Source organism: Rhodomicrobium sp. R_RK_3, assembly GCF_002198715.1.
GTDB lineage: Bacteria > Pseudomonadota > Alphaproteobacteria > Rhizobiales > Rhodomicrobiaceae > R-RK-3.
Map to the genome: position 1 here is coordinate 61235 of NZ_MWLK01000003.1, position 24384 is coordinate 85618.

Sequence of the window (24384 nt, forward strand, 5' to 3'; positions counted from 1 at the left end):
CGGGGCGCGGCCGGAGACCGGCCCGCGCCCCAATGGCTCTATTGCGTCCGGCTTTCGGAAAGCTCCTTCGTGCGCGGATTATTGTCAAGCATCTGCCAGCCGGGGCACCGCTCGCCCTGGCAAAGCCCGCCCGAGGAGCGCCAGATGCGGCCATCGGAATGCAGCTGGTAGAGCTGGTTCTCATTGGCCGAGATCACCTGGGTGTTCGGATTGTTGTCCAGCATCTGCCAGCCGGGGCAGGCCTCGCCCTGGCAGGGCGCGCCGCTCGAGCGCCAGATGCGGCCGTCGGTGTGCAGCTGATAGAGCTGGTTGCCGCCCGCCGCGATGATCCGCGTGCGCGGATTGTTGTCGAGCATCTGCCAGCCCGGGCAGGACTCGCCCCGGCAGGCGGCGCCCGTCGAGCGCCAGATGCGGCCATCGGCGTGGAGCTGATAGAGCTGGTTGCCGCCGGCGGCGATGGCCTTGGTGCGGGGATTGTTGTCGAGCATCTGCCAGCCGGGGCAGGATTCGCCCTGGCAGGCGGCGCCCGTCGAGCGCCAGACGCGGCCGTCGGAATGCAACTGGTAGAGCTGGTTGCCGCCGGCGGCGATGGCGACGGTGCGCCGGTTGTTGTCGAGCATCTGCCAGCCGGGACAGGACTCGCCCTGGCAGGCGGCGCCCGTCGAGCGCCAGATGCGGCCATCCGAATGGAGCTGGTAAAGCTCGCCATTGGCCGTGGTGATGGCCTTGGTGCGGGGGTTGTTGTCGAGCATTTGCCAGCCGGGGCAGCTCTCGCCCTGGCAGGGCCCGCGCGTCGAGCGCCAGATGCGGCCATTCTGGTGCAACTGGTAGAGATAGCCCTGGTCGGTGACGATCTGGACGGTGTTGCCATTATTGTCCAGGAGATCCCAGCCGGGGCAGCTTTCGCCGGTGCATTTCAGCCCGGTCGATTGCCAGATGCGGCCATCGACATGGCGCTGGGCGACGTCGCTGCCATGCAACTGGAACAGCTTGTCGCCGGCCGCCATGATGGCGCGGGTGCGCGGGTTGTTGTCGAGGCGCAGCCAGCCGGGGCAGCTCTCGCCGCGGCAGGGCGTGCCGGTATATTCCCAGACCAGCCCGTCGCGATGGAGCTGGTACAGCTTGTTGCCGGCGGCGACGATGGCCGAGCCCATGGGATTGTTGTCGAGGCGGATCCAGCCGGGGCAGGACTCGCCCTGGCAGGCGACGCCGGTATGTTCCCAGATCGCGCCGTCGCGGTGCATCTGGTAGAGCTTGTTGCCGCCCGCGACGATGGACGCGCCCATCGGGTTGTTGTCGAGGCGGATCCAGCCGGGGCAGCTATCGCCCTGGCAGGCGACGCCGGTATGCTGCCAGATCGAGCCGTTGCGGTGGAGCTGGTAGAGCTTGTCGCCGGCCGCGACGATGGCGATGCCCATCGGATTGTTGTCGAGGCGGAACCAGCCTGGGCAGCTATTGCCGTTGCAGGCAACGCCGGTGCTCTGCCAGATCGAGCCGTCGCGGTGGAGCTGGTAGAGCTTGTCGCCCGCCGCGGCGATCGCCGCGCCCATCGGGTTGTTGTCGAGCCGGACCCAGCCGGGGCAGCTCTCGCCGTTGCAGGCGGCGCCTGTGCTCTGCCAGATCGAGCCGTCACGATGGAGCTGGTAGAGTTTTGAGCCGCCCGCCGCGATGGCGACGCCCATCGGATTGTTGTCGAGGCGGACCCAGCCTGGGCAGCTATCGCCCTGGCAGGGCGTGCCCGTATGCCGCCAGATCGCGCCGGTATTGTGCAATTGGTAGAGGTCGTTGTCGCCGGTGATGGCGACGGTCAGCGTGTTGTTGTCGAGGCGCTGCCAGCCGGGGCAGGATTCGCCGCTGCAAGGCGTGTTGGTATAGCGCCAGATGGCGCCCGCCCAGACCGGCGTGGTTGCGCTGCGCAGCGCGGCTTCGACGTCGATGCGCGGGCGCACCAGATTGTTGCGGGGATCGGTGATGGCGACGCCGGTGCTCTCGAGCGCCTGCTCGATCTGATCGACGGTCAGGTTGTTCCGGACCGAGCGCAGGGCGGCGAAGGCGCCGGTGACATGCGGCGCGGCCATGGAGGTGCCGCTCTTCTGGCCGAAGCCGCCGCCGAGCACCGACGAGTTGATGCTGGTGCCGGGCGCGAGCATGTCGACGACCGCCGCGCTGTCGGAACTGCCGGAGACGGCGTCCGCCTTGGTGGTGTTGCCGACGGTGATGGCGGTGCTGATGCAGCCGGGAGCGCCGACGCCGGTGCTGGATGCGCCATTGCCGGAGGAGATCACGGTGGCGATGCCGGCGCCGCGCAATTGGTCGATGAGGGCTTTGCGGGTGTCGGTATCGCAGCTCGGCGTGTTGCCGCCGCCGAGGCTCATATTGACCGCCGCGATGGCGAAGCTGTTGCGCAGGTCGAAGACGCGCTGCAGGCCGCGGATCTGATCCGACTGGAAGGTCAGGATGCAGGGCGAGGGCCGGTTGGCATTGGCGCAGGATTGTGCGCCGCCGGGCACGTCGGTGAACAGCGAGAACACCTGGATGGCGATGATATTGGCTTGGGGCGCGACGCCCCGGCGGGTGGCGTTCTGCCCCGCCGCGATGCCGGCGACATGGGTGCCGTGATCGCAGCCGGCATTGCCGCAAGGCGCCGCCGAGCCCGCCGCCGTGGAGTTGGTGGCGCCGCCCGGGCAGACCGTGGTCGCGCCCGAGGCTGCCGAATTGGAGGAGAAGCAGGCTTCGGAGGCGACGCGCCCGCCGAAGAAGGGATGATTGGCTTCGACGCCGGTGTCGAGGATGGCGACGGTCTGGCCGGCCCCGGTGGCGCCCAGCGTCGCGGCTTCGTCGGCGTCGATCAGCGGGATGCTGTCCTGCAGCGTTGCCGGTTCGGGGATGTCCTCGACGGCGTCGGAGATCAGTCCGGCCGCGACGAGCTGCTGGAGCTGTTCGGCGGTGATCTCGATGACGCTGAGCGGCAGGTCGGCGATGGGCTCGGCCGCGGCGACGCCGAAGTCCAGGGCGCGGGCGCGGAAGGCGCGCGAGGCGCGGGCGACGGCTTCGGCGGGATCGCCGCCGGCCGACTCGCCGGCCGGCTGCGCGATGCGGGCGATGACGCGGATCAGCCCCTTGCTGCGCGCCCGCTCGGCGAGAGCGCTGACTTGCGGTGCGTCGGTCGTCATCGGCGCGGCGAGGCTGCGCAGCTCTGAATTTGCCGGGTCTCGTCCCTGGCCGAGGGCCGGGATGGCGCCGCCCAACATGGCGGCCAGCAAAGCGCCCGCGAGGGCAGGCGTGATACGTCCCTTATAGCGCATGGGCATTCCTCCTGAATCGCCGACGGTTCTGGCCGTTTGCCGCCGGGATCCGGATCGCATGGCCCGTTTTGAGCCTATGGCGGAGGGGCGGCGGCGTGGCGTGATCGCTCCATATAGTCCGGTTGCATCCGGCGTCGCATCACCCGTTGAGGTGAAGGGGGCAGTTTTCCACGCTTAAGTAAAGAGTCCGATGAAAGCTCCAACATCCTGGTATACCTACGCATTTCTACCGATGAGTGAGTAATTTCGGAGGTCTTTGCGGGTGTTGGCATCTCAGAATATGCAACAAATTGGTTGCGGGTTTCGCCAGCGTCTGGCAGGTTACGCGCAACCAGGAGGTTGCGTTTATGTCCGACAAAATCGAGAAGAGCATCGAGCTGAAAGCCCCGGTCGAGCGCGTCTGGCGGGCGCTGACGGACCACAATGAATTCGGAGAATGGTTCCGGGTGAAGCTGGACGGCCCGTTCATCCCCGGCGAGGTGACGACGGGGCAAATGACGGTGCCCAGCTATGAGCATTTGAGATGGGCGTCCAAGGTGCAGGCGATGGAGCCCTTGCGGCTGTTCTCCTTCACCTGGCATCCCTATGCCATCGACCCCGATGTGGATTACTCAGGGGAGACGCCGACGCTGGTCGAGTTCCGGCTGGAGCCCATCGCCGGCGGCACGCGGCTGACCATCGTCGAATCCGGCTTCGACGGCGTGCCCGTCCACCGGATGCCCGAGGCTTTCCGCATGAACGAGCGCGGCTGGAGCGCGCAGATCAGGAACGTCCAGGCCCATGTCGAGTCATAGCGTCGCCGCGCGCGATGCGGGCCCCGCGCCGCTCTTCGCCGCGCTCGGGGACAGCACCCGGCTGCATCTGCTGAGCAGGCTGAGCGATGGCGAGACCCGCTCCATCGCTCAGCTCGCGGCGGATACAGAGGTGACGCGGCAGGCCATCACCAAGCATTTGCGCGTGCTGGAGAATGCCGGGCTGGTCAGCAGCAGGCGGGTCGGGCGGGAGAGCCAGTACGTCTTCCGGCCCGAGCCGATCTTCAAGGCCAAGGCCTATCTGGACGGCGTTTCGCAGCAATGGGACGATGCCCTGTCGCGGCTGAAGTCGTTTGTCGAGCGGTGACGGGAAAACACACCTTGTCATTCCCGCGCAGGCGGGACTCCAGTGAGCAGAAGCGACCGCGTCAAGGCCGCGCCCAACCGCAAACTTTGCCCTTTACTTGGATCGCCGCTTTCGAGGGGATGACAAAAACCGACCAGCTCTCGCTTACGTCTGGCCCTCGGGGGCGAACCGGCGCTGCCGGGCCTGCTGATAGCGGCCGGGCGTCTGCGGCTTGATGAAGAGGAGGATGATCTCGGGGTGGGCGGCGCGGATGCGCTCCTCCATCTCGACGATCTTGGATTCGATGGCCGAGGTGGTGAGATTGTCGTCGAATTCCAGGCTCAGCGTCGCGAGGATCTGGTCCGGCGCCAGATGGGCGCTGATGATGCCGTTGACTTTCAGCACGCTGGGATCGGCCAGGGCGAGCTCGGTGATCGCCTTGACGATCTCGGGGCTCGCCGGTTCGCCGATCAGCAGCGACTTGGTCTCGGTGGCGAGGATCGCGGCGGTGCCAGCCAGCACCAGCCCGATCAGGATCGAGGCGACGCCGTCGAGCATCGGCATGGCAAAGGCTACGGAGGCCCAGGTGCCGAGCGCGGCGAGGGCGATGCCGATCAGCGCGGCGGTGTCCTCGAACAGCACCATGAAGGAGGGCGGGTCCTTGCTGCGGCGGAAGGCGGTGAGATAGCCCTCGCGGCCCTTCACGGTGCCGACCTTGCGCAGCGCGACCAGCCAGCTCGCGCCCTCGAACAGGAAGGCCAGCGCCAGCACGATGTAGTTGATATAGGCGCTCTCGATCGGGTGCGGGTCGAGGATGTGCAGGATGCCTTCGAGGATGGCGACGCCGGCGCCGAGCGAGAAGATCAGCAGGGCGACGATGAAGCTCCAGAAATACAGCTCGCGGCCATAGCCGAGCGGGCGCTCGGGCGTGGGAAGCTGCTCGGCGCGGCGCAGGCCGTAGAGCAGGAGGATCTGGTTGCCGGTATCGACCAGCGAATGCACCGCTTCGGCGAGCATGGCCGAGCCGCCGGTGAGGGCGGAGGCGATGAATTTGGTGGTGGCGACGAGCAGGTTGCCCGCGAGCGCCGCGTAGACGACTGTCCTCGATGCCGATTTCTTCGGGGCCATCCGCGACCGATGCTTGCGAGAGGGAAGGTGCGGGGGCAAAACCCGTGCGGATCGGGCGGGTTCCGCAAAGGGGTTGGGCCGGTGGCGCGGATGGGCTGCAAAGCCACTCACCCGGACGCCTCCCCACCCGGGCACGACCGAGGGGGCGCGCTATTCCGCCGGGCCGCGAAAGGGCTCGCCATTCGGCCGCGCCGCCATGACGCTTTCGCGCATGCGGCGGGCTTCGAGCAGGTCGGCGATGCGGGAGGCGAGTTCGGCCTGCCGGAACGGCTTGGTCAGGCGCGGCAGCTCGGCGCCGGGGCCCTGCGCGAGGTTGGTATAGCCGGTGACCAGCAGCGCCGGCAGCTCGGGCCGCAGGCTCCTGGCCTCGCGCACCACGTCGGCGCCGCTCATGCCGGGCATGAGGTGATCGCTGACGATCATGTCGACCTCGGTGTCGCCCGAGCGCAGCACGCCGAGCGCTTCGACGCCGGAGCCGGCCTGGATCACGGAATAGCCCAGATCCAACAGCATTTCGGCCGTGCCGATGCGCACCAGCTCCTCATCGTCGACCAGCAGCACCGTGGCGGGCCGGGCGGCGGGGACCGAGTCGATCTGGAGCTGCTCGCTGGCGGCGGCCTCTTCATCGGCGACCGGCAGCCAGAGCTCGGCGCGCGTGCCGACGCCGGGCGTGCTCGACAGGTTGAGCGTGCCGCCCGATTGCGCGGCGAGCCCATGCACCATCGACAGGCCGAGCCCGGTGCCCTTGCCCACGCCCTTGGTCGAGAAGAACGGCTCGACGGCGCGCTGCAAAGTCTGCGCGTCCATGCCGGTGCCGGTATCGGCGACGCTGATGCGGATGAAGCGGCCCTCCATCGGCCATTGCCGGCGCGCCGAGCGGGTTTCGGGGAAGCTCGCCTCGATGGTCAGGCTGCCGCCATTCGGCATGGCGTCGCGGGCGTTGATGGCGAGGTTGAGGATGGCGAGTTCGAGCTGGCCGGGATCGACCTTGGCGGCGGGCAGGTCAGGGGCCGCCATTACGGCGACGGTGACGGTCGGGCCGATCGAGCGGGTGACGAGGTCTTCCAGGCCCCGCAGCAATTCGGAGACGTCGACGGCACGCGGCTGCAGATCCTGGCGGCGGGCGAAGGCGAGCAGGCGCTGCACCAGCGTGGCGGCCCGGCTGGTCGCCTGCAGGGCGTTCTCGACGAGACGCTGCGAGCGCGGGTCGTCCGCCGGGATACGCCGTCGCAGCATGTCCAGATTGCCCATGACGGGGGTCAGCAGATTGTTGAAATCATGCGCGACGCCGCCGGTAAGCTGGCCGATGGTTTCCAGCTTTTGCGCTTCGTGCAATTGCGCCAGCGCCACTTCGCGCTCGCGCGTGCGCTCGGCGACGAGCCGCTCCAGCTCCTCGCGCGACCGGGCGAGCACGTCGCGGGCCTCATATTGCCGCCGCCTGGCATTGAGGGCCGAGCGGACGGCGCGGACCATGCTCTCGGCATGCAAGGGGCGCTCGAGCAGCACGACATTGCGCAGGCGGTCGAGCCGCGCGAAGGCGCGCTGCGAGCGAATGCCCTTGTCGCCGTTCGCCAGCACGACGAAGGGGAAATCCGACCATGGCGGCTGCTGGTCGAGGCAATCGACGAGCAACTCGAGGCTCGCGCCGAACAGCGCCTCCTCGGCCACCAGCGCGGCACCCGCGCCCTTCTCGAGCTGGACGCGCAGGGCCGTCAAATCCTCGCAGCTCACGGCTCGGATGGCGTAGCGCTGCAGCAGATCGGTCGCGATGGCGGCATCGCGCCCATGCGGGGTGAGAATGAGGACACGATCATTCATGGGCGGCACCGCCCTTGTCGGCCCGAGTGTCCGCCGCGTCCAACAGCGGGGCCTCCCCGCCCCTGTAGACCGGCACGCCGGTCAGGATGCCATGGAAATCCCTCAGCGGCTCGCCGATGCGCATGCCTTTCGCATCGACGCGGAATTCGCGGATGGTGCGCTCGTGGTCGGTGGTGCGCGTCTTGACGACGGAGATCGCCTTGCGCACTTCGCCATTGGCCTCGAAGAAGCGCAGCAGCAGCACGGTATCGGCAAGATAGCTCAAATCCACATCCGAGCGGATGTCGCCGACAAGGCCGTGCTGGCCGAGGATCATCAAGGTGACGATGCCGCGCTGCGACAGGTAGGCGAGCAGCTCGTGCATCTGCAGCGTCAGAAACTTGTCCTCGGGCATCGCCTGCAGATAGGCGTTGAGGCTGTCCACCACGACGATTTTGACGCCGTCCTTCTCGACGGCGTTGCTGACGGCCATGGCAAATTCGCCGGGCGACAGTTCGGCCGGGTCGACCTGGCGGATGGTCAGATTGCCGGAATCGATATGCGGCTGCAGATCCATGCCGAGCGCGGCGGAGCGCAGCAACAAGGTCGGCAGGCGCTCATCGAAGAGGAAGAAGGCGGCGCGGTGGCCCTGTTCGAGGGCGGAGACCATGCAGCGCACGGCGGCGGTGGTCTTGCCGACGCCGGCGGGGCCGTTCAGCAGCGTGGTGGTGCCCGGGACGAGGCCGCCGCCAAGCAGCGCATCGAGGCCGTCCAGGCCGGTCGCGAACATCTGCAAATCCGCAGCGCCGGGATGGCCGGCGGCGATCAGGCGCGGATAGACACGGATGCCGCCGGTATTGATCGAGATGTCGTGAAAGCCGCCGCTATATTGGATGCCGCGCATTTTGACGATGCGCAGGCGGCGGCGCTCGGCGCCGAATTCGGTGGCGGCCTGGTCGAGCGAGATCACGCCATGCGCGATGCTGTGCAATTGCAGGTCGCCCGTCTCGGAGGTGCGGTCGTCGAGCACGAAGACGGTGCTGGCATGGTTCGAGAAAAACCGCTTCAGCGTCAGCACCTGCCGGCGGTAGCGCAGCGGATTCTGGGCGAGCAGCCGCAATTCGGACAAGCTGTCGAGCACGATGCGCTTCGGCTTCAGCGCCTCGACGCGCTCCATGACGCCGCGCACGGTCTCGCCCAGCTCGACCTCGGACGGGTGCAGCAGCGTCTGTTCCTGCTCAAGGTCGAGACTGCCCTCGGGGACGAGGTCGAACAGCTCCAGCCCTTCCAGCGACCAGCCATGCGTCTCTGCGACGGCGCGGAGCTCGGTGACGGTCTCGGACAGGGTGATATAGAGGCCGGGCTCGCCGTGTCGGGCGCCTTCCAGCAGGAACTGCATCGCCAAAGTGGTCTTGCCCGTGCCGGGCGTGCCCTCGACCAGATAGAAGCGGCTCTTGGTAACGCCGCCGCCGAGAATTTCATCGAGGCCCTCAATGCCGGTCGGGGCGCGAGGCTCGAGGGCGTTGATTACCGGGACGTAAGTCATGCTGCTTCTGAACCCTCTTGATTGCGCGCGGTGTAACCCCGAACGAGTGGCCCTGGCGCGCTGACTCTCTGCCCCCCCAACGGGAGAGTTTACCCATGGGTAACGTTCATCATCGCCTCAGGTTTCCCTGATCGGAGGGCGCAGGGGCGGCGCGAGGCAAAAGCAAAACGGAGGCCACTGAGGCCTCCGCTTCGGGCATGCTGTGGCGCTTGGATCAGGCAGCACGCGCACTTTCGATTCAAGGCCGCTTGCCGGATGGTGGCGGGCGATGGCGTCTTTCCCTGATGGCAGGGAGGTCTGCATCGCTATGCCGCACGAGCCGCGCTGGGCCGAATTCATCGAGAAACAGGGCAGGGCGTTCGCCGCAGGCGAGTTGCCCGCAATAAACTGCATGCCGCGACAGAAGTTCCGGCCCGCCGACGCAATAGCCGCCTCTGCTTGCCCCTGGCTGGATTCGGCAGCATTTGCCGGGCAGGGCGGCACGTCTTACATAGCGGCAGGGCCGGCGGCGCCGCCACGGCCTGTCCCTTGTTTTGCAACTCAGATTGCGAGAGTCCGGATCAAAATCATGCAGATCGGCATAGACAGCTTCATCACCAGCAGCCTGCCCCAGAGCCAGTGGGGCGCGCAAAGCGACGCCCGGCGCGTCCGCGAATTTCTTGAAGAGGTCGAGCTTGCCGACCGGATCGGGCTCGACGTCTATGGCGTCGGCGAACACCACCGCCCTGAATTCATCGCCTCCTCGCCCGCCGTGCTGCTGGCCGCCGCCGCCGCGCGCACGAAGAATATCCGCCTGGTCAGCGCCGTCAGCGTGCTCAGCTCGGACGATCCGATCCGGCTCTACCAGCAATTCGCCACGCTCGACCTGATTTCGGGCGGCCGGGCCGAGATCATCGTCGGGCGCGGCTCGTTCATCGAGTCCTATCCGCTCTTCGGCTTCGACCTGTCCGATTACGATTCGCTGTTCGTGGAGAAGCTGGACTTGCTGCTGAAGGCACGCGCGAGCGCCAGCGTGCACTGGTCCGGCCAGCACCGGCCGCCGCTGAAGGGGGAAGGCGTCTATCCGCGCGCCCTGCAGGAGCCGCTGCCGGTGCGCATCGGCGTCGGCGGCACGCCGGAATCCTTCGCCCGCGCGGGCACGCTCGGCCTGCCGCTGATCGTCGCCATCATCGGCGGCGAGGCGCACCGCTTCCGCCCGCTGGTCGATCTCTACCGCGAGGCGGGCCGCCGCGCCGGCCATGCGCCGGAGACGCTGACCGTCGGCATGCATTCGATCGGCTATGTCGCCGACACGACGCAGCAGGCGGCGGACGAGTTCTACCCCTATTACGAGGACACGTTTTCGCGCCTCGGCAGGGAGCGCGGCTGGGGCCCCACCAGCCGCGCCCAGTACGATGCCGTGCGCGGGCCGTCCGGAGCGCTGCTGGTCGGCGATCCCGAGACCGTGGCGGCCAAAATCCTGCGCGCTAGCGAGGCGCTGGGCGGCCTGACCCGGGTCACTATCGGCGTCAATGGCGGCGAAAAGCTGCCGCATGACAAGGTGATGCGCTGCATCGAGCTGATCGGCACGCGGCTGGCTCCGCTGTTGCGGACGGAATTGGGCGTGGCGGGGGCGTAAGGCCGGATCGCTTTAGATGGAGAGGGATTTGAGTGCAGCCCCTCCAAGATCCGCAGCCGGACTCCCTCTCCCTTGGGAGAGGGTTGGGGTGAGGGGATCGTGAGTCGGCCGTGAGTCCGCAACCCCTCACCCGGCACGCTTCGCGTGCCACCCTCTCCCCTCGGAGAGGGTTGGGCTGCGGCGAGCGGCGGCGTCCGACCGAAATGATCCCGCTTAGATTGACGTCAGGCCGCCGCGATGATCCCCGGAGCCTGACTTCGCCGCAGCTTTCCCTTTGCGTATCGCACGTCTCTTCCCCCGTCGTCCCGGGCGGCCGTCAGGCCGGACCGGGACCCATTGGCGGAACCGCTGGCACCGTGCTTGCGGAAAGGCGAGTAGGCCCCGGCTCTTCGGCCGGGGCGACGGAATAATTGCGATTGCGAGAGAATCCGGCTGCGGACAATCGCGCGGCTTCGGTTCCATGCGAGGCCCCGCCGTACGGAAACGCCAGCTAGTTCATCAGCAGCGCGTTCGACTGGATGTTGTATCCGCCCAGCACTGCCTTGCCGTCGCGGATGAAGAAGACGAAGGTCTCGGTTCCCGCGCCGCGCTCGAACTGGGATTTCAGGCCGTAATAGACCGTGGTCGTGGTCGGCGTGTGGTTGACGCGCCAGCCATTGGGCTCGGTGCTTTTGAGGGGGCCGAGTTTCTGGTCGAACATGGTGAGCAGCTTGCCGAGATCGGCGGCCGTCGTCGCCTGCTTGAACTCGTCGCTGGCCTCGGCGTAGATGGCGTCGAATTGCTTTGCCGCCGTCAATGCGCGGAAATGGGCGACGCCGGCCTCCGCCGCCTTCAGACTTTCGCCGGACGAGCAGCCCGCGAGCAACAACAGCGCGGCCAGAAGGCTGAATAAGGTAAAGACTCTGCCCAACAATCGCGGCATGGCGCCGGCCTCCATTGCGGCAGGCCCGCCGCCCGCCCAGATTTCCCCGAGCGGTTATTTTACGCCATCAGGCCGGCATTTGGAATTGCCGTGCCTCGGCTTGACTAAGACTTGATGACGAGCACGTCGCAGAGGCGGGCATTGATCAGGTCGGTGCTGACGCTGCCGAGGATGCTGCGGGCCAAACCTGTCCGGCCATGCGTGCCGACCACCAGAAGCTCGGCGCGCTCCGCGGCGATGACGGATTTCAGGACGTCGCGCGGCTCACCCGGCTCGGCGACGGTCTTCAGCGCGATCTCGGCGAGGCCTGCCTGCTGCGCGGCGCGGTCGAACACGGCTTTCTCGCCGGACGCGAAATCGGCGAGCTTGCGCCGCATGTCGGGGTGGCTGTCGTCCTCCGACACGATTTCCGGCTCATAGGCATGGACAAGGTGCAAGGTCGCCTCCGGCGCGACCAGCACCGCCGCCTGGATCGCCAATTGCGACAGCGGCGAGAAATCCACGCCGACCACCGCGGAGCGGTACGGGCCGGCGACGTCATTATGCACCAGGAGGACGGGCACCTTGCTGGCGCCGATCACGGTTTCGGCGAGCGTGCCCTCGATGGCGAGGTTTTCCGCCAGCAGCCGGTCATGCAGGCCGAGCAGGATGCAATCGGCGTTGACCATGACGGCGCGCTCGACGATGTCGGTGTCCTCATTGCCGACCACCATGTCGATGGTCACCGTCACCTTGTCGGCGAGCGGATAGGCGGCCAGCTTTTCGCGGATGGCCTGCTCATTGGCCGCGGTGATCTCGGATTGCGCCTCGACCGGCAGTCCCTCCTCCATCACGTGGACGATGTCGAGATCGGCGCCATGGGCGGCGGCGAGCTGCAGGGCGCGGGCGATGGCCCGGTCGGAATGGCTGGAGAGATCGGTGGCGACGAGCACCTGCTTGAGCACGGAGGTGTAGAGCGACATGGCGGAATTCTCCCGGAAGGCCGGTTTCGTTGCGCAAGATTAAGCGGTTCATTCCGGCAAAGGTTGCGCCGGGCCGGGCCTTTTTGCAACGCCCGCCCTGCCTTTGGCTGACCGGCTCAGGCGCCTTGCGCCTCGTCCGCCGAGGCGAGCGCCCTGGCCAGCCCGTTCTGGTCATAGGGCTTTTGCAGCAGCACGGCACTCGCCAGTTCCTCGCGCTCGCGGATGCCGGGCACGCTGTCATTGCCCGTCGCGAAGACGACCTTCATGTCCGGCTTCTTGCGCCGCGCCTCGCTCGCCAGATCGACGCCGGAAATGCCGGGCAGGCCGATATCGGTCAGCAGCACATCGACCGGCTGCTCCTCGATGATGACCAGCGCGTCGCGGGCGGTGCCGGCCTCGAACACGGCATGGCCGAGGCTGGTCAGCATGTCGGCGGTGGTGAGGCGGATCAGCGCGTCGTCCTCGACCAGCAGCACGCGCAGCGGCTCGGGGCGCTGGCCGCTCGCGACGGGCTCGGCGTCGAGCGGCAGATGCGCGGCGGGGGCAAGGCGCGGATTGCGCTGATGATGGTTGCGCAGCACATGGCGGATCTTTCGCGCCAGCGCCTCGCGCGTATAGGGCTTGCTCAAAAGCTCGATGCCGTCATCGAGCCGGCCGCCATGCACGATGGCGTTGTCGGTATAGCCCGAGGTGAACAGCACGGCGATATTGGGCAGCCGCTCCTTGGCCTTGCGGGCCAGCTCCGGGCTGCGCATCGGGCCGGGCATGACGACGTCGGTGAACAGCAGGTCGATCGGCACGCCGCTCTCGACGATGGCGAAGGCGCTCTGCGCGTCCCGCGCCTTCAGCACCCGGTAGCCGAGGTCCGACAGCATCTCGACCGCCGTCAGCCGCACATCCTCATCGTCCTCGACGACGAGCACGGTCTCGGTGCCGCCGGTGACGGGGCCGGGCGAGACGTCGGTGGCGACATCCTCGTCGCGCAGCACGCGCGGCAGGTAGATGCGGATGGTCGTGCCCTGGCCGGGCTCGCTGTAGATCTTGATATGGCCGTCCGACTGCTTGACGAAGCCGTAGACCATGCTGAGGCCGAGCCCGGTGCCCTGGCCCTCCGGCTTGGTGGTGAAGAACGGCTCGAAGACCCGGTCCATCACGTCGGGTGTCATGCCGCAGCCGGTGTCGGTGACGGCGAGCATGACATATTGGCCGGGGCTGACATTGTGATGGGCGGCATAGGCATCGTCGAGCGAGGCGTTGCCGGCCTCCACCGTCAGCTTGCCATGCCGGTTCATGGCGTCGCGGGCGTTGATGGCGAGGTTGAGCAGCGCGCTTTCGACCTGGGAGGGATCGACCAGCGTGTTCCAAAGCCCGGCCGCGATCACGGTCTCGGTCTCGATGCCGTCGCCGAGGGCGCGGCGGAACATGTCGTCGAGGCCGCGCACGAGGCGGCCCAGATTGACCACTTTCGGCGCCAGCGGCTGGCGGCGGCCGAAGGCGAGGAGCTGGGAGGCGAGCTTTGCCCCGCGCGAGACGCCCGAGAGCGCATTGCGCAGCCGCTGTTCGGCCCTCTCATTGCCGGCGACGTCCCTGGCGAGGATCTGCAGATTGCCGCCGATCACCTGGAGCAGATTGTTGAAATCGTGGGCGACGCCGCCGGTCAGCTTGCCGACCGCCTCCATCTTCTGCGACTGGCGCAATTGCTGCTCGGCCTGCTCGCGCTCCTGGATGGCCTGGGCGACGCGGCGCTCGAGCACTTCGTTGAGCTGGCGCTGCGCCTCCTCGCGCTCGCGCAGCATCTCGCTCACCTGGCGGCGCATCCGGGCCATGGCCAGAGCGCTGTCGACGCGGGCGATCAGCTCGCGGGCGGAGAAGGGTTTTGCCAGATAATCGTCGGCGCCGGCGGCAAGGCCCTCGATGCTGGCATCGGCTCCGGCGCGGGCCGAGAGCACGATCACCGGCAGGTCGCGCAGCTCGGGATCCTCGCGGATGGCGCGGAGGAGGCCGAAGCCGTCGAGGCGCGGCATCATGATGTCGGTGAGCACGAGGTCGGGGCGGCGCAGGCGCAGCACGTCGAGCGCGGCCTTGCCGTCGGCGACGGCCTCGACCTCATGGCGGACGCCGAACAGGCGGCGGACATAGTCGCGCATGTCGGCATTGTCCTCGGCGAGCAGGATCGAGGCGCGTTCGCCCTTGATGTCCGGTGCGGGCGCGGCGAAGTCCTTCTCGACGGTCTCCTCGCCGGGCGCGATGCCGGGCAGCCAGCGCAGCGCCTCCTCGACATAGGCATGGGCGCGCACCGCCGTCGAGGCAAGGCCCCGCTCCTCGGCGATCCGCTCGGCGGGCAGATGCGCGGAGCCGAGCGGCAGGGCGACGATGAAGGCCGAGCCGCGCCCGTCCTCGCTCTCGACGCGAATGCTGCCGCCATGCAGCTTGACCAGCTCATGCACCAGGGCGAGGCCGATGCCGCTGCCCTCGAAACTGCGGCCGCGCGCGCCCTCGATGCGGTGGAAGCGCTCGAACAGGCGCGGCAATTCATGCGCGGCGATGCCGGTGCCGGTGTCGCGCACCGTCAGCTCGACCGCGCCGGGGACGGGTTTGATCTGCGTCGTGATCGAGCCGTCGAAGGTGAATTTGAAGGCGTTGGAGAGGAGATTGAGCACGATCTTCTCCCACATCTCGCGGTCGACATAGACCGGCTCCGGCAGGGGAGGGCAATCGACCACCAGCTCCAGCCCGGCCTTGTCGGTCGCCGAGCGGAAATTGCTGGCGAGCTCGGCGGTGAGGGCGGCAAGGTCCGTCGGCTGGAACCGCGCCTGGGCGCGGCCTGCCTCGATGCGCGAGAATTCCAGCAGCGAGTTGACCAGTTTCAACAGCCGCAGGCCGTTGCGATGCGCCACTTCGATCTGGGCGCGATCGGGGGCGGGCAGGCGGGCGGTGTCGGCGAGCAATTCCTCGAGCGGCCCGAGCATCAGGGTCAGCGGCGTGCGGAATTCATGGCTGACATTGGAAAAAAACTGCGTCTTGTCGCGGTCGAGCTCGGCCAGTTTCTCGACCCGGCGGCGCTCACTCTCATAGGTCTCGGCATTGGCGATGGCGGCCGAGATCTGCCCGGCGACGAGGCCGAGGAAATCGCGATAGCTGTCGTCGAACAGCCGGTAGGGATTGAGGCCGACGATCAGCGCCCCCGGCCGGCCGGTTTCCCCGGCGGCGGAGATCGGGATGACGACGGCGCGGCGGGGCGGCTGGTTCCAGGCGCTGCTGGCGATATCGATGCCCAGCGATTGCAGGTCGGGGACGAGGTTGATCTCGTGCCGGCGCAAGACATCGGCGAGCGGCCAGGGCGAGGCGCGGTCGATGGCGACGCTCAGCGGCGCGGCCGGGTGATCGGCGGGGATGCCGCAGCGGGCGGCGCGGGTCGCGGTCTTGCCGTCCGGCTCGGCCAGATAGATCAGCGCGAAGGGCAGATCGCGTGGATTGCTCGCCAGCATCTCGGCGCTTCTTTCGCAGGCGTCCCGCCAATTGCGCGCATCGGCCGTGCGGGCGGCAAGGTCCCGCAAGAGCGCGAGCTGGCGCTCGCCGAACACCCGCTTGGTGTCGTCGGTATTGGCGCAGATGATGCCGCCGGCTATGCCGCTATCGTCGGGGATCGGGCTGTAGGAGAAGGTGTAGTAGGTCTCCTCCGGATAGCCGTTGCGCTCCATGATGAGGAGCTGTTCCTCGACATAGGTGCCCTCGACGCCGCCGAGCGCGGTGTCCAGCATCGGGCCGATGTCGCTCCAGATCTCGCTCCAGACCGCCGATGTCGGCTTGCCGAGCGCCCAGGGATGCTTGCCGCCGATGATGGATTTATAGGGGTCGTTATAGAGATAGGTCAGCGCGTCTCCCCAGCCGATCCAGATCGGCTGGCGCGATGTGAGCATGACGCGCACCGCGATTTTCAGGCTTTGCGGCCAGTCCTCGGGCGCCCCGAGCGGCGTCGCGGACCAGTCATGCGCCCGCATCAGCGCGCCGAGTTCGCCGCCGCCCGCCAGGAAATCCGTCGCGCTCTCGTAGCGGCCGGTGGTGCCGTTATTCTTCTGCATATCGTTCACGGACGACCATCTCTCATGCGCTTGCCGATCCGGGCCGTGACGCTGCCGGCAATCGGCCCCCATCGCATTGCGGTGCCGGCATGGCCGGAATTTATAGCGAATTCAGCTTCGGGTAGAAAGGATAGAAAGCCGCTCCGCGCGCCCGGGTTGTCCCGCCTTTCGCCCAGATCGCGATGGATCGATCCAAAATCGCGAACAATGATCTCGATCTCGAATGGAGGGGGATGACGGGCCGTCTTGGCCCCGTTCCACCCGAGCGCCCGCGCCGCCGCAGGGCTTCACAAGCTTGTGCGCGGAACAGACACACACGCGCAACGTTTTGCCATCACTGCCTTTTGCGTTGCTGGGCGACCCCTCGGCCGGGTTCGGCAAGTAGCATCGGATACCAAGCGTCATGAAGCGCTCAGCGTTGATTGCCATCGGGTTGGTCGCCGTCCTGGCGGTGCTCGGCGCCGGTGCGGCCTACTACGCCTGGGAGCCCGAAATTCCGCCGGTCGACCCCGGCAAGCGCCCCGCCTTCGATCCCGCGCTCATCCGGCGCGGCGCCGTTCTGGCGGCTCTGGGCGATTGCAACACCTGTCACACCGCGCCGGGCGGCAAGCCGTTCGCCGGCGGCCTGCCGATCCCGACGCCCTTCGGCACGATCTATTCCACCAACATCACCCCCGACGCCGAGACCGGCATCGGGCGGTGGCCGGAGGCGGCTTTCGCCCGCGCCATGCGCCGGGGCGTCGACCGCGAGCGGCGGCATCAATATCCGGCCTTCCCCTACGATCATTTCACCAAGGTCACGGACGAGGACAACCGGGCGCTCTATGCCTTTCTGATGACGCGCCAGCCGGTCGGCGCCGAGACGCCGCCCAACGCTCTGCCGTTTCCGATCAATTTCCGCCCCATCGTCGCAGGCTGGAAGCTGCTTTTCCTGCGCGAGGGGCCTTACAAGCCCGATCCGTCGCGCGACGCGGTGTGGAATCGCGGCGCCTATCTCGTCGAGGGCATCGGCCATTGCGGCGCCTGCCACACGCCGCGCAATATGCTCGGCGCGGAAAAGCAGGGGCAAATGTTCTCCGGCGGCGACGCCGAGGGCTGGCACGCCTTCGCCATCAACCACCAGTCGCCCTCGCCGATCCTGTGGGACGCAACCGCCCTCGCCGCCTATCTGCGCCAGGGCTGGCACGGCATGCACGGCGTCGCGCGCGGGCCGATGGCGCCGGTTACGGCCAATCTGGCCAATGCCCCGGATGAGGATGTGACGGCCATCGCCGCCTATGTCGCCTCGGTGATGGGCGAGGCGAGCCCGGAGCGGCGTGAGCAGAGCGACCGGCTCATCAGCGCCGCAAAACCCTCCGGCATAGGCGACAAGCCGCAATCGGCCGGCAGCCAGACTGTGCCGCCGACGGCCAGCGGCGATCTGGGCAAGGCGATTTATGCCAGCACCTGCGCGAGCTGCCACGAGAGCGGCCGCCCGGTGCCCTATGGCGGCATCTCCCTGTCGCTGAGCAGCGTCGTCAATTCCGACGATCCGCGCAATCTGATCAATGTCGTGCTGGCGGGCCTGCCCGCCGCCGAAGGCGTCAAGACCGCGATCATGCCGGGCTTCGCGGCCGTGCTGACCGACCCGCAGGCGGTCGCGCTGCTCGCCTATCTGCGGGCCGAATTCAGCGACAGGCCGGCCTGGACCGGCCTCGAAGCGCAATTGCGCGAGGCGCGGCAGTCCCATGTCGCGCTCAAGACCACCTCCGGCCCAGGGCGGCCCACATCGGAGACCATCAGCGAGGACAAGCCATGACGCAACTCATGGTCAATGGCCAGACACGCGAGGTCGACGCCGACCCCGACACGCCCCTGCTTTACGTGCTGCGCGACGATCTGGAATTGCACGCGGCGAAATATGGCTGCGGCCTTGGCCAATGCGGCTCCTGCACCGTGATCGTCGATGGCGAGGCGGCGCTCTCCTGCGTGACGCCGCTGCTGCTCGTCGAGGGGCGCAGCATCACCACGCTCGAAGGTCTCGGCACGGCGGAGGATCCGGGGCCGATGCAGCAGGCTTTCATCGAGGAGCAGGCGGCCCAATGCGGCTATTGCATCGCCGGGATGATGATGCGCGCCCAGGCGCTGCTGCAGAAGAACCCCGACGCCAGCGATGCCGAGATTCGCGAGGCGCTCGAGCCGCATCTGTGCCGCTGCGGCACCCATATGCGCATCCTGAAAGCGGTACACCGCGCCGCCGGGCTGATGCGCGCGGCGAGCGCCGCCCCGGCCAAGGGAGCGGCATAGATGACCGCGCCGATCACCATTTCGCGCCGTTCCGCGCTCCAGGGCGCGGGCGCGCTGATCGTCAGCTTCTCGCTGGCGCGTGCGGGCTTTGCCCAGGGCGCCTCCGAGACACCCGAAGGCAAGGCGGCGCCGCATCTGCCCGGCAGCCTCGCCGTCGATCCCCATCTGGACGCCTGGATCCGTATCGATGCGGATGGTTCGGCCACGGTCTTCACCGGCAAGGCCGAGCTGGGGCAGGGCATCAAGACGGCGCTGATCCAGGTCGCCGCCGAGGAACTCGATCTGCCGCCGGCGCGGATTACCATGATTACCGCCGACACCGGCCGCACGGCCAATGAGGGCTACACGGCGGGCAGCCATTCCATGCAGGACAGCGGCACCGCTATTCGAAATGCCGCCGCGCAGGTCCGCGAATTGCTGATCGCCGAGGCGGGCAAGCGGCTGAACCTGCCTGCCGGGCAATTGAAGGCGGAGAACGGCGCCGTCATCGCGCCAGACGGCGGCAGGCTCGGCTATGGCGATCTCGTCGGCGCGCTCGATCTGCATGTCGCGGCGGCAGAAATCTCGACGCTGCGCGACCCCAAGAGCTTCAAGATCCTCGGCACGCCGATGCGGCGGGTCGACATCCCCGCCAAGGTCACCGGCGGCGCGGCTTACGTGCAGGATATGCGCCTGCCCGGAATGCTGCACGCCCGCGTCGTGCGCCCGCCGAGCTATGGCGCGACGCTGAAGCAGGTGGACATGGCGGCGGTCGAGGCGATGCCGGGCGTCGCCAGGGTGATCCGCGACGGCAATTTTCTCGCCGTGGTCGCGCGCCGCGAATATCAGGCGATCAAGGCCATGCGCACGCTCGCCGCCGCCGCCGAATGGCAGGAGGACGCCCATCTGCCGCAACAGGGCGATCTGGCCGCCTTCATCATGGGGATGCCCTCGAAGGATTACAAAATCCTCGACCAGCATGGCGAAGCGGGCGCCGCGGTCCTGTCGCTCGAGGTCACCTATACACGGCCCTATATGCTGCACGGCTCGATCGGCCCGTCCTGCGCCGTGGCCCATAGCGAGGACGGCGCCGTCACCGTGTGCACCCACACGCAAGGCGTCTATCCCGACCGCGCCGCCATCGCCGAATTGCTGCGGCTGCCGCCGGACAGGGTGCGGCTGATCCATGTGCAGGGCTCTGGCTGCTACGGCCATAATGGCGCCGACGATGCCGCCGGCGATGCAGCCCTGATCGCCTCGAAAATGCCGGGCACGCCGGTGCGGCTGCAATGGATGCGCGAGCAGGAAAATGCCTGGGAGCCGTTCGGCCCGGCGATGGTGACCAAGGCGCGCGCCGCGCTCGATGCCTCCGGCAGGATCGTCGATTGGAATTATGCCGTGTGGAGCAACACCCATCTGACCCGGCCCGGCCCGGCCGGCACGCTGCTCGCCGGCCAGCACATCGCCGAGCCGTTTCCGGTGCCGGAGCCCAAACCCATCCCGCTCCCCGAAGGCGGCGGCGACCGCAACGCCATCCCGATCTATACGCTGCCCAACGCGGAGGTCATGCATCATTTCCTGCCGGACATGCCGCTGCGGGTCTCGGCCCTGCGCTCGCTCGGCGCTTATATGAATGTCTTCTCGATCGAGAGTTTCATGGGCGAGCTGGCGGCGGCGGCCAATGTCGATCCGGTCGCCTTCCGCCTGAACCACCTTGACGACCCGCGCGCCCGCGATGTGGTGACGCTGGCCGCCGAACGCTTCGGCTGGGACGGCAGGCCGAAATCGCAGGACGGGCGCGGCTGCGGCTTCGCCTTCGCGCGCTACAAGAATCTGGCCGCCTTTTGCGCCATCGCCATGGAGATCGAGACCGAGCGGGAGACCGGCCGCATCCGCGTCAGGCGCGCGGTGGCGGCGGTGGATAGCGGCCAGATCGCCAATCCCGACGGGCTGCGCAATCAGATCGAGGGCGGCATTCTGCAATCCGCGAGCTGGACGCAATATGAGAGCGTCAGCTTCGATACGGCGCGCATCACCTCGATCGACTGGGCGACGTATCCGATTTTGCGCTTCCACGCCGTGCCGGACAGCGTCGAAGTGCATCTCATCGACCGGCCCGGCCTGCCGTTCCTCGGCGCGGGCGAGGCGGCGCAGGGACCGGCCGCTGCCGCCTTGGCGAATGCCGTCGCCGACGCGACCGGCCAGAGGATGCGGGATCTGCCGCTGACCGCCGCCAAGCTCAAGGCCGCGATCGGCGTGTAGAGCGGGATCATTTCGGAGACGTCAGGCGCGACGTGCATTTGTCATTCCCGCGAAGGCGGGAATCCAGCCGCGTCCACGGCGGGCGCCTCAAGGAAGCTGGATTCCCGTCTGCGCGGGAATGACACCACAATAGGTGCCGCCGACTGCCTCCATCAGGACCGATCTCCCCCTAGCCGTGGAGAGCCGGCATTTTCGCTTTGCTTCCAACCGCCGCCCCGGCTAAAGCGAAAGCAGACTGCGCAAAATCGACCGAGAGTCCTGCGACGGCGGGAAAGGGCGAGTTTTTGCTGCTTCTTGACCGCCTTGCTGCGGCGCGCCTGGATCTCCGCCTTTCGCGGGGGATGCGAAGGGGACTCACCAACCGATCCGCTCTGATGCACATCTCGGCGATCGGGGCCGGCGGAAGGGGCGGACAATGCGGGTTCTGGTCACGGGAGCGACAGGGTTGATCGGCGCGGCGGTGGTCGCCCGGCTGATCGGCGACGGGCACCAGGTCCGTGGCATCGCGCGGAGCGTTGCGCGCGCGGCGCGGCGTCTCCCGCAAGCCGAATGGGTCAGCCTCGACATTGCCCGCGCCACCACGGCGGAAGCCTGGCTGCCGCATCTCGCCGGCGTCGATGCCGTCGTCAATTGCGCGGGCGCGCTGCAGGACGGGCCGGGCGATTCCGTCAGCGGCGTGCATGAGCAAGGCGTCGACGCGCTGTTCGGGGCCTGCGAGCGCGCGGGGCCGCGCCGCGTCGTGCAGCTCTCCGCCATCGGCCTGGAACGGGCGGCGCCGACGGCCTTCTCCCAGACCAAATTGCGCGGGGATGAAGCGCTGATGCGGCGCGACCTGGACTGGGTGATCTTGCGGCCCTCGGTTGTCGTGGGGCGCGCGGCCTATGGCGGCAGCGCGCTCTTGCGCGGGCTGGCGGCGCTGCCGGTCCTGCCGGTGATGCCCGATACGGCGCCGCTGCAAATCGTGCAGCTCGACGAGCTGGTGGACACGGTGATCTTCGCCCTCCGGCCGGGCGCGCCGTCGCGGCTCACCCTGGACCTCGCCGGGCCGGAAGCGATCAGCTTCACCGACGCGGTCGGTCATTACCGCCGCTGGCTCGGCTGGAGCGATGCGCGGCGCTGGCCGGTGCCGCGCTGGCTGGCCGGGCTAGCCTTCAGGCTCGGCGATGCCGCCGGGGCGCTCGGCTGGCGCCCACCGATGCGCTCGACGGCGCGGCTGGAAATCGCGCGCGGCGCCACCGGCGACCCGGCGGACTGGACGCGCGTCACCGGCATCGCCCCGCGCTCGCTCGGCGATGCGCTCGCGGCCGAACCCGCCTCGGTGCAGGAGCGCTGGTTCGCGGGCCTGTATTTCCTCAAGGCGGTGCTGTTCTGCGTGCTGCCGCCATTCTGGATCCTCACCGGCCTGATCTCGCTCGGGCCGGGCTACGAGGCCGGCCTCGCGCTGATGCGCGAAGGCGGCGCGGGCGCGCTCGCCGCTCCGGCCGTCATCGGGGGGGCGCTGGCGGACATTCTCATCGGCCTTGCCATCGCGTGGCGGCGCACAACGCGCCTCGGCCTCTGGGCGGCGCTCTGCATCACCGTTCTTTACCTGATCGCGGGCACCATCATCCTGCCGGCCCTATGGATCGACCCACTGGGGCCGCTCCTGAAAGCCCTGCCGATCATGGTGCTGCACCTGATCGCACTCGCCATTCTCGGGGACCGATGAATCTCTATTTCGCCCTGAAATATCTGCATATTCTCGGCGCGGCGGTGCTGCTCGGCACCGGCGCCGGCATCGCCTTCTTCATGCTGATGGCGCACCGCACCGGCAATGTCGCGCTGATCGCGGGCGTTGCCCGCATCGTCGTCATCGCCGATTTCCTGTTCACGGCGACCGCCGCCGTGCTTCAGCCGGCAACCGGCCTCGCCCTCGCCTCGGTGACGGGATACGCGCTGACCGAAGGCTGGATCATGCTGTCGATCGGCCTTTATATTTTCGTCGGCATCTTCTGGCTGCCGGTGGTGCGGATGCAGATGCAGATGCGCCGGCTCGCCGATGCCGCCGCTGCCGCAGGGACGCCGTTGCCGGAGCGCTATCACCGGCTGTTCCGCACCTGGTTTGCCTTCGGCTTCCCCGCCTTCGCCGCCATGCTCGCCATCTACTGGCTGATGATGACGCGCCCCTCGCTCGCGATCTATTGATGGCGGACCGCAGCGGGTCAGCGTAGCCTCCGGCAAAATGCTCATCCGGGGGAATACGTCAATGACCGAAAAATTCGACGTCGCGATGCTGGTCGGCAGCCTGCGCCAGAACAGCTATAGCGGCCGGGTCGCCAACGCGCTGATCAAACTGGCGCCGCCCGAGCTCAGCCTAAAAATCCTGCCGATCGGCGGCCTGCCGTTCTACAACCAGGATCTGGAAGCCGCGCCGCCCGCCGAATGGGTGGCCTTCCGCCAGGCCATCGCCGCCACGTCCGGCGTCCTGTTCGTCACCCCGGAATATAACCGCTCGGTGCCCGGCGTGCTGAAGAACGCCATCGACGTCGCCTCGCGGCCGGGCAAGAGCAGCGTCTTCAACGGCAAGCCGGCGGCGGTGGTCAGTCAGTCGCCCGGCCTTTTGGGCGGTTTCGGCGCCAATCACCATCTGCGCCAGTCGCTCGTTTCGATGAACATGCCGGCGATGCAGGCCCCGGAAGCCTATATCTCGCGATCCGGCACGCTGTTCGACGACAGCGGCGCGCTCACCAACCAAACCACAGCGGCGTTTCTGACCACCTTCCTGCAAGCCTTCGCCGCCTGGATCGCGTTGATCACCAAGCCGAAGGGCTAGGGCGCCGCGACGATTCCCGGCGCCTCAAGAGTGCCGCGACCTAGCCCTCTCCCAAGGGGGAGAGGGAGTCCGGCTTCGGGCCGGGTTGATGGCGCCAAGCCTGCAGAGGGGTCATTTTAGAGGGAAAAGCCAGGCGCAACGCACCCACTTTTTGTCATTTCCGCGCAGCCGGGATTCCAGCCGTGTCCACGGCGGGCTCCTCAAGGATGCTGGATTCCCGGCTTCGCGGGAATGGCAATACAAAGGGTGGGGCCGACTGATCCCGACTCGGCCGACCCGCTCTACCTGGCGCCGGTGCCGCCGTAGCGCTCCTGGGAACGGGCGCGGGCCTTCAGCATTTCTTCGTGCCGGTCGCGGGGCGGGGCGGTGGTGACCAGCGCGGCGAGCAGCTCTTGCGCCGCTTCCGCCACCTTGTCGACGGCGCGGTTGAAGGCCGCCTCATTGGCCTTGGAGGGGCGGGCGGCGCCGCTCAGCTTGCGCACGAATTGCAGCGCGGAGGCGCGGATCTCGTCTTCGGTCGCGGGCGGCTCGAAATTATGCAGCGTCTTGATGTTGCGGCACATGGCAGGGGCTCCAGGCTTGGCGGA

General features: G+C 67.9%; 16 protein-coding genes and 2 pseudogenes. 9 read left to right on the forward strand and 9 right to left on the reverse strand.

Annotated features, from left to right (window positions below):
* Positions 1-38: 38 nt before the first annotated feature.
* Positions 39-3305, reverse strand: a complete 3267-nt coding sequence (locus BLEFHOIH_RS01435) for a S8 family serine peptidase (protein WP_088342722.1) — start codon at positions 3303-3305, stop codon at positions 39-41.
* A gap of 347 nt (positions 3306-3652) precedes the next feature.
* On the opposite strand from BLEFHOIH_RS01435, the gene BLEFHOIH_RS01440 reads away from it, so the two are divergent.
* Both BLEFHOIH_RS01440 and BLEFHOIH_RS01445 read left to right on the forward strand, forming a co-directional pair.
* Complete coding sequence (locus BLEFHOIH_RS01440) at positions 3653-4099, forward strand: SRPBCC family protein (RefSeq protein WP_088342748.1); 447 nt, start codon at positions 3653-3655, stop codon at positions 4097-4099.
* On the forward strand, positions 4086-4424 hold the full coding sequence (locus BLEFHOIH_RS01445) for a metalloregulator ArsR/SmtB family transcription factor (RefSeq protein WP_088342723.1): 339 nt from the start codon (positions 4086-4088) through the stop codon (positions 4422-4424). Before BLEFHOIH_RS01440 ends, BLEFHOIH_RS01445 begins: the two co-directional genes overlap by 14 nt.
* A gap of 144 nt (positions 4425-4568) precedes the next feature.
* Here BLEFHOIH_RS01445 and BLEFHOIH_RS01450 read toward each other — a convergent pair whose 3' ends face one another.
* The 3 genes from BLEFHOIH_RS01450 to BLEFHOIH_RS01460 form a co-directional block, all read right to left on the reverse strand.
* Positions 4569-5531 (reverse strand): cation diffusion facilitator family transporter, encoded by a 963-nt coding sequence (locus BLEFHOIH_RS01450; RefSeq protein WP_088342724.1) that lies wholly within the window; start codon positions 5529-5531, stop codon positions 4569-4571.
* 150 nt (positions 5532-5681) lie between these two features.
* Positions 5682-7349 carry an ATP-binding protein gene (locus BLEFHOIH_RS01455; protein WP_088342725.1) on the reverse strand — a complete coding sequence of 556 codons (1668 nt, stop codon included), beginning with the start codon at positions 7347-7349 and terminating at the stop codon, positions 5682-5684.
* Positions 7342-8874, reverse strand: a complete 1533-nt coding sequence (locus BLEFHOIH_RS01460) for an ATPase domain-containing protein (RefSeq protein ID WP_088342726.1) — start codon at positions 8872-8874, stop codon at positions 7342-7344. The genes BLEFHOIH_RS01455 and BLEFHOIH_RS01460 overlap by 8 nt, the downstream gene beginning before the upstream one ends.
* A gap of 568 nt (positions 8875-9442) precedes the next feature.
* Here BLEFHOIH_RS01460 and BLEFHOIH_RS01465 point away from each other — a divergent pair.
* Positions 9443-10492, forward strand: a complete 1050-nt coding sequence (locus tag BLEFHOIH_RS01465; RefSeq protein ID WP_088342727.1) for an LLM class flavin-dependent oxidoreductase — start codon at positions 9443-9445, stop codon at positions 10490-10492.
* A 490-nt stretch (positions 10493-10982) separates the two neighbouring features.
* On the opposite strand, the gene BLEFHOIH_RS01470 is transcribed toward BLEFHOIH_RS01465, so the two are convergent.
* The 4 genes and pseudogenes from BLEFHOIH_RS01470 to BLEFHOIH_RS27595 form a co-directional block, all read right to left on the reverse strand.
* The gene (locus tag BLEFHOIH_RS01470; protein WP_125461537.1) at positions 10983-11414 is read right to left on the reverse strand and encodes a hypothetical protein; all 432 of its coding nucleotides are present in this window, start codon (positions 11412-11414) and stop codon (positions 10983-10985) included.
* Between the two features lie 104 nt (positions 11415-11518).
* Entirely contained in the window at positions 11519-12376 is an 858-nt protein-coding gene (locus BLEFHOIH_RS01475) for a universal stress protein (protein WP_088342729.1), read from the reverse strand.
* A gap of 116 nt (positions 12377-12492) precedes the next feature.
* Positions 12493-14193: pseudogene (locus BLEFHOIH_RS27135) on the reverse strand (response regulator); the annotation flags it as partial.
* 84 nt (positions 14194-14277) lie between these two features.
* Positions 14278-16530, reverse strand: a pseudogene (locus tag BLEFHOIH_RS27595) (ATP-binding protein); the annotation flags it as partial.
* 331 nt (positions 16531-16861) lie between these two features.
* Between BLEFHOIH_RS27595 and BLEFHOIH_RS01485 the strand changes: the two are divergent.
* From BLEFHOIH_RS01485 to BLEFHOIH_RS01510, 6 genes are all read left to right on the forward strand, one after another.
* Positions 16862-18256 carry a cytochrome c gene (locus BLEFHOIH_RS01485; protein WP_088342731.1) on the forward strand — a complete coding sequence of 465 codons (1395 nt, stop codon included), beginning with the start codon at positions 16862-16864 and terminating at the stop codon, positions 18254-18256.
* Positions 18253-18744, forward strand: a complete 492-nt coding sequence (locus BLEFHOIH_RS01490; protein WP_088342732.1) for a (2Fe-2S)-binding protein — start codon at positions 18253-18255, stop codon at positions 18742-18744. The genes BLEFHOIH_RS01485 and BLEFHOIH_RS01490 overlap by 4 nt, the downstream gene beginning before the upstream one ends.
* Positions 18745-20985: a molybdopterin cofactor-binding domain-containing protein gene (locus BLEFHOIH_RS01495; protein WP_088342733.1), complete on the forward strand. Its 2241-nt coding sequence runs from the start codon at positions 18745-18747 to the stop codon at positions 20983-20985.
* Positions 20986-21400: 415 nt separating this feature from the next.
* Positions 21401-22693, forward strand: a complete 1293-nt coding sequence (locus tag BLEFHOIH_RS01500; protein WP_088342734.1) for an SDR family oxidoreductase — start codon at positions 21401-21403, stop codon at positions 22691-22693.
* On the forward strand, positions 22690-23169 hold the full coding sequence (locus BLEFHOIH_RS01505) for a DUF2269 domain-containing protein (RefSeq protein ID WP_088342735.1): 480 nt from the start codon (positions 22690-22692) through the stop codon (positions 23167-23169). The genes BLEFHOIH_RS01500 and BLEFHOIH_RS01505 overlap by 4 nt, the downstream gene beginning before the upstream one ends.
* Positions 23170-23230: 61 nt before the next feature.
* A complete protein-coding gene (locus tag BLEFHOIH_RS01510; protein WP_088342736.1) occupies positions 23231-23797 on the forward strand; it encodes an NADPH-dependent FMN reductase in 567 nt (188 codons plus the stop codon).
* A gap of 281 nt (positions 23798-24078) precedes the next feature.
* Here BLEFHOIH_RS01510 and BLEFHOIH_RS01515 read toward each other — a convergent pair whose 3' ends face one another.
* Positions 24079-24360 carry a DUF2277 domain-containing protein gene (locus BLEFHOIH_RS01515; RefSeq protein WP_088342737.1) on the reverse strand — a complete coding sequence of 94 codons (282 nt, stop codon included), beginning with the start codon at positions 24358-24360 and terminating at the stop codon, positions 24079-24081.
* Between the last annotated feature and the right edge of the window lie 24 nt (positions 24361-24384).

Coding starts and splice junctions, on each gene's coding strand:
- BLEFHOIH_RS01435 (WP_088342722.1), bottom strand. CDS start 3,305: ATGCGCTATAAGGGACGTATCACGCCTGCCCTCGCGGGCGCTTTGCTG.
- BLEFHOIH_RS01440 (WP_088342748.1), top strand. CDS start 3,653: ATGTCCGACAAAATCGAGAAGAGCATCGAGCTGAAAGCCCCGGTCGAG.
- BLEFHOIH_RS01445 (WP_088342723.1), top strand. CDS start 4,086: ATGTCGAGTCATAGCGTCGCCGCGCGCGATGCGGGCCCCGCGCCGCTC.
- BLEFHOIH_RS01450 (WP_088342724.1), bottom strand. CDS start 5,531: ATGGCCCCGAAGAAATCGGCATCGAGGACAGTCGTCTACGCGGCGCTC.
- BLEFHOIH_RS01455 (WP_088342725.1), bottom strand. CDS start 7,349: ATGAATGATCGTGTCCTCATTCTCACCCCGCATGGGCGCGATGCCGCC.
- BLEFHOIH_RS01460 (WP_088342726.1), bottom strand. CDS start 8,874: ATGACTTACGTCCCGGTAATCAACGCCCTCGAGCCTCGCGCCCCGACC.
- BLEFHOIH_RS01465 (WP_088342727.1), top strand. CDS start 9,443: ATGCAGATCGGCATAGACAGCTTCATCACCAGCAGCCTGCCCCAGAGC.
- BLEFHOIH_RS01470 (WP_125461537.1), bottom strand. CDS start 11,414: ATGCCGCGATTGTTGGGCAGAGTCTTTACCTTATTCAGCCTTCTGGCC.
- BLEFHOIH_RS01475 (WP_088342729.1), bottom strand. CDS start 12,376: ATGTCGCTCTACACCTCCGTGCTCAAGCAGGTGCTCGTCGCCACCGAT.
- BLEFHOIH_RS01485 (WP_088342731.1), top strand. CDS start 16,862: ATGAAGCGCTCAGCGTTGATTGCCATCGGGTTGGTCGCCGTCCTGGCG.
- BLEFHOIH_RS01490 (WP_088342732.1), top strand. CDS start 18,253: ATGACGCAACTCATGGTCAATGGCCAGACACGCGAGGTCGACGCCGAC.
- BLEFHOIH_RS01495 (WP_088342733.1), top strand. CDS start 18,745: ATGACCGCGCCGATCACCATTTCGCGCCGTTCCGCGCTCCAGGGCGCG.
- BLEFHOIH_RS01500 (WP_088342734.1), top strand. CDS start 21,401: ATGCGGGTTCTGGTCACGGGAGCGACAGGGTTGATCGGCGCGGCGGTG.
- BLEFHOIH_RS01505 (WP_088342735.1), top strand. CDS start 22,690: ATGAATCTCTATTTCGCCCTGAAATATCTGCATATTCTCGGCGCGGCG.
- BLEFHOIH_RS01510 (WP_088342736.1), top strand. CDS start 23,231: ATGACCGAAAAATTCGACGTCGCGATGCTGGTCGGCAGCCTGCGCCAG.
- BLEFHOIH_RS01515 (WP_088342737.1), bottom strand. CDS start 24,360: ATGTGCCGCAACATCAAGACGCTGCATAATTTCGAGCCGCCCGCGACC.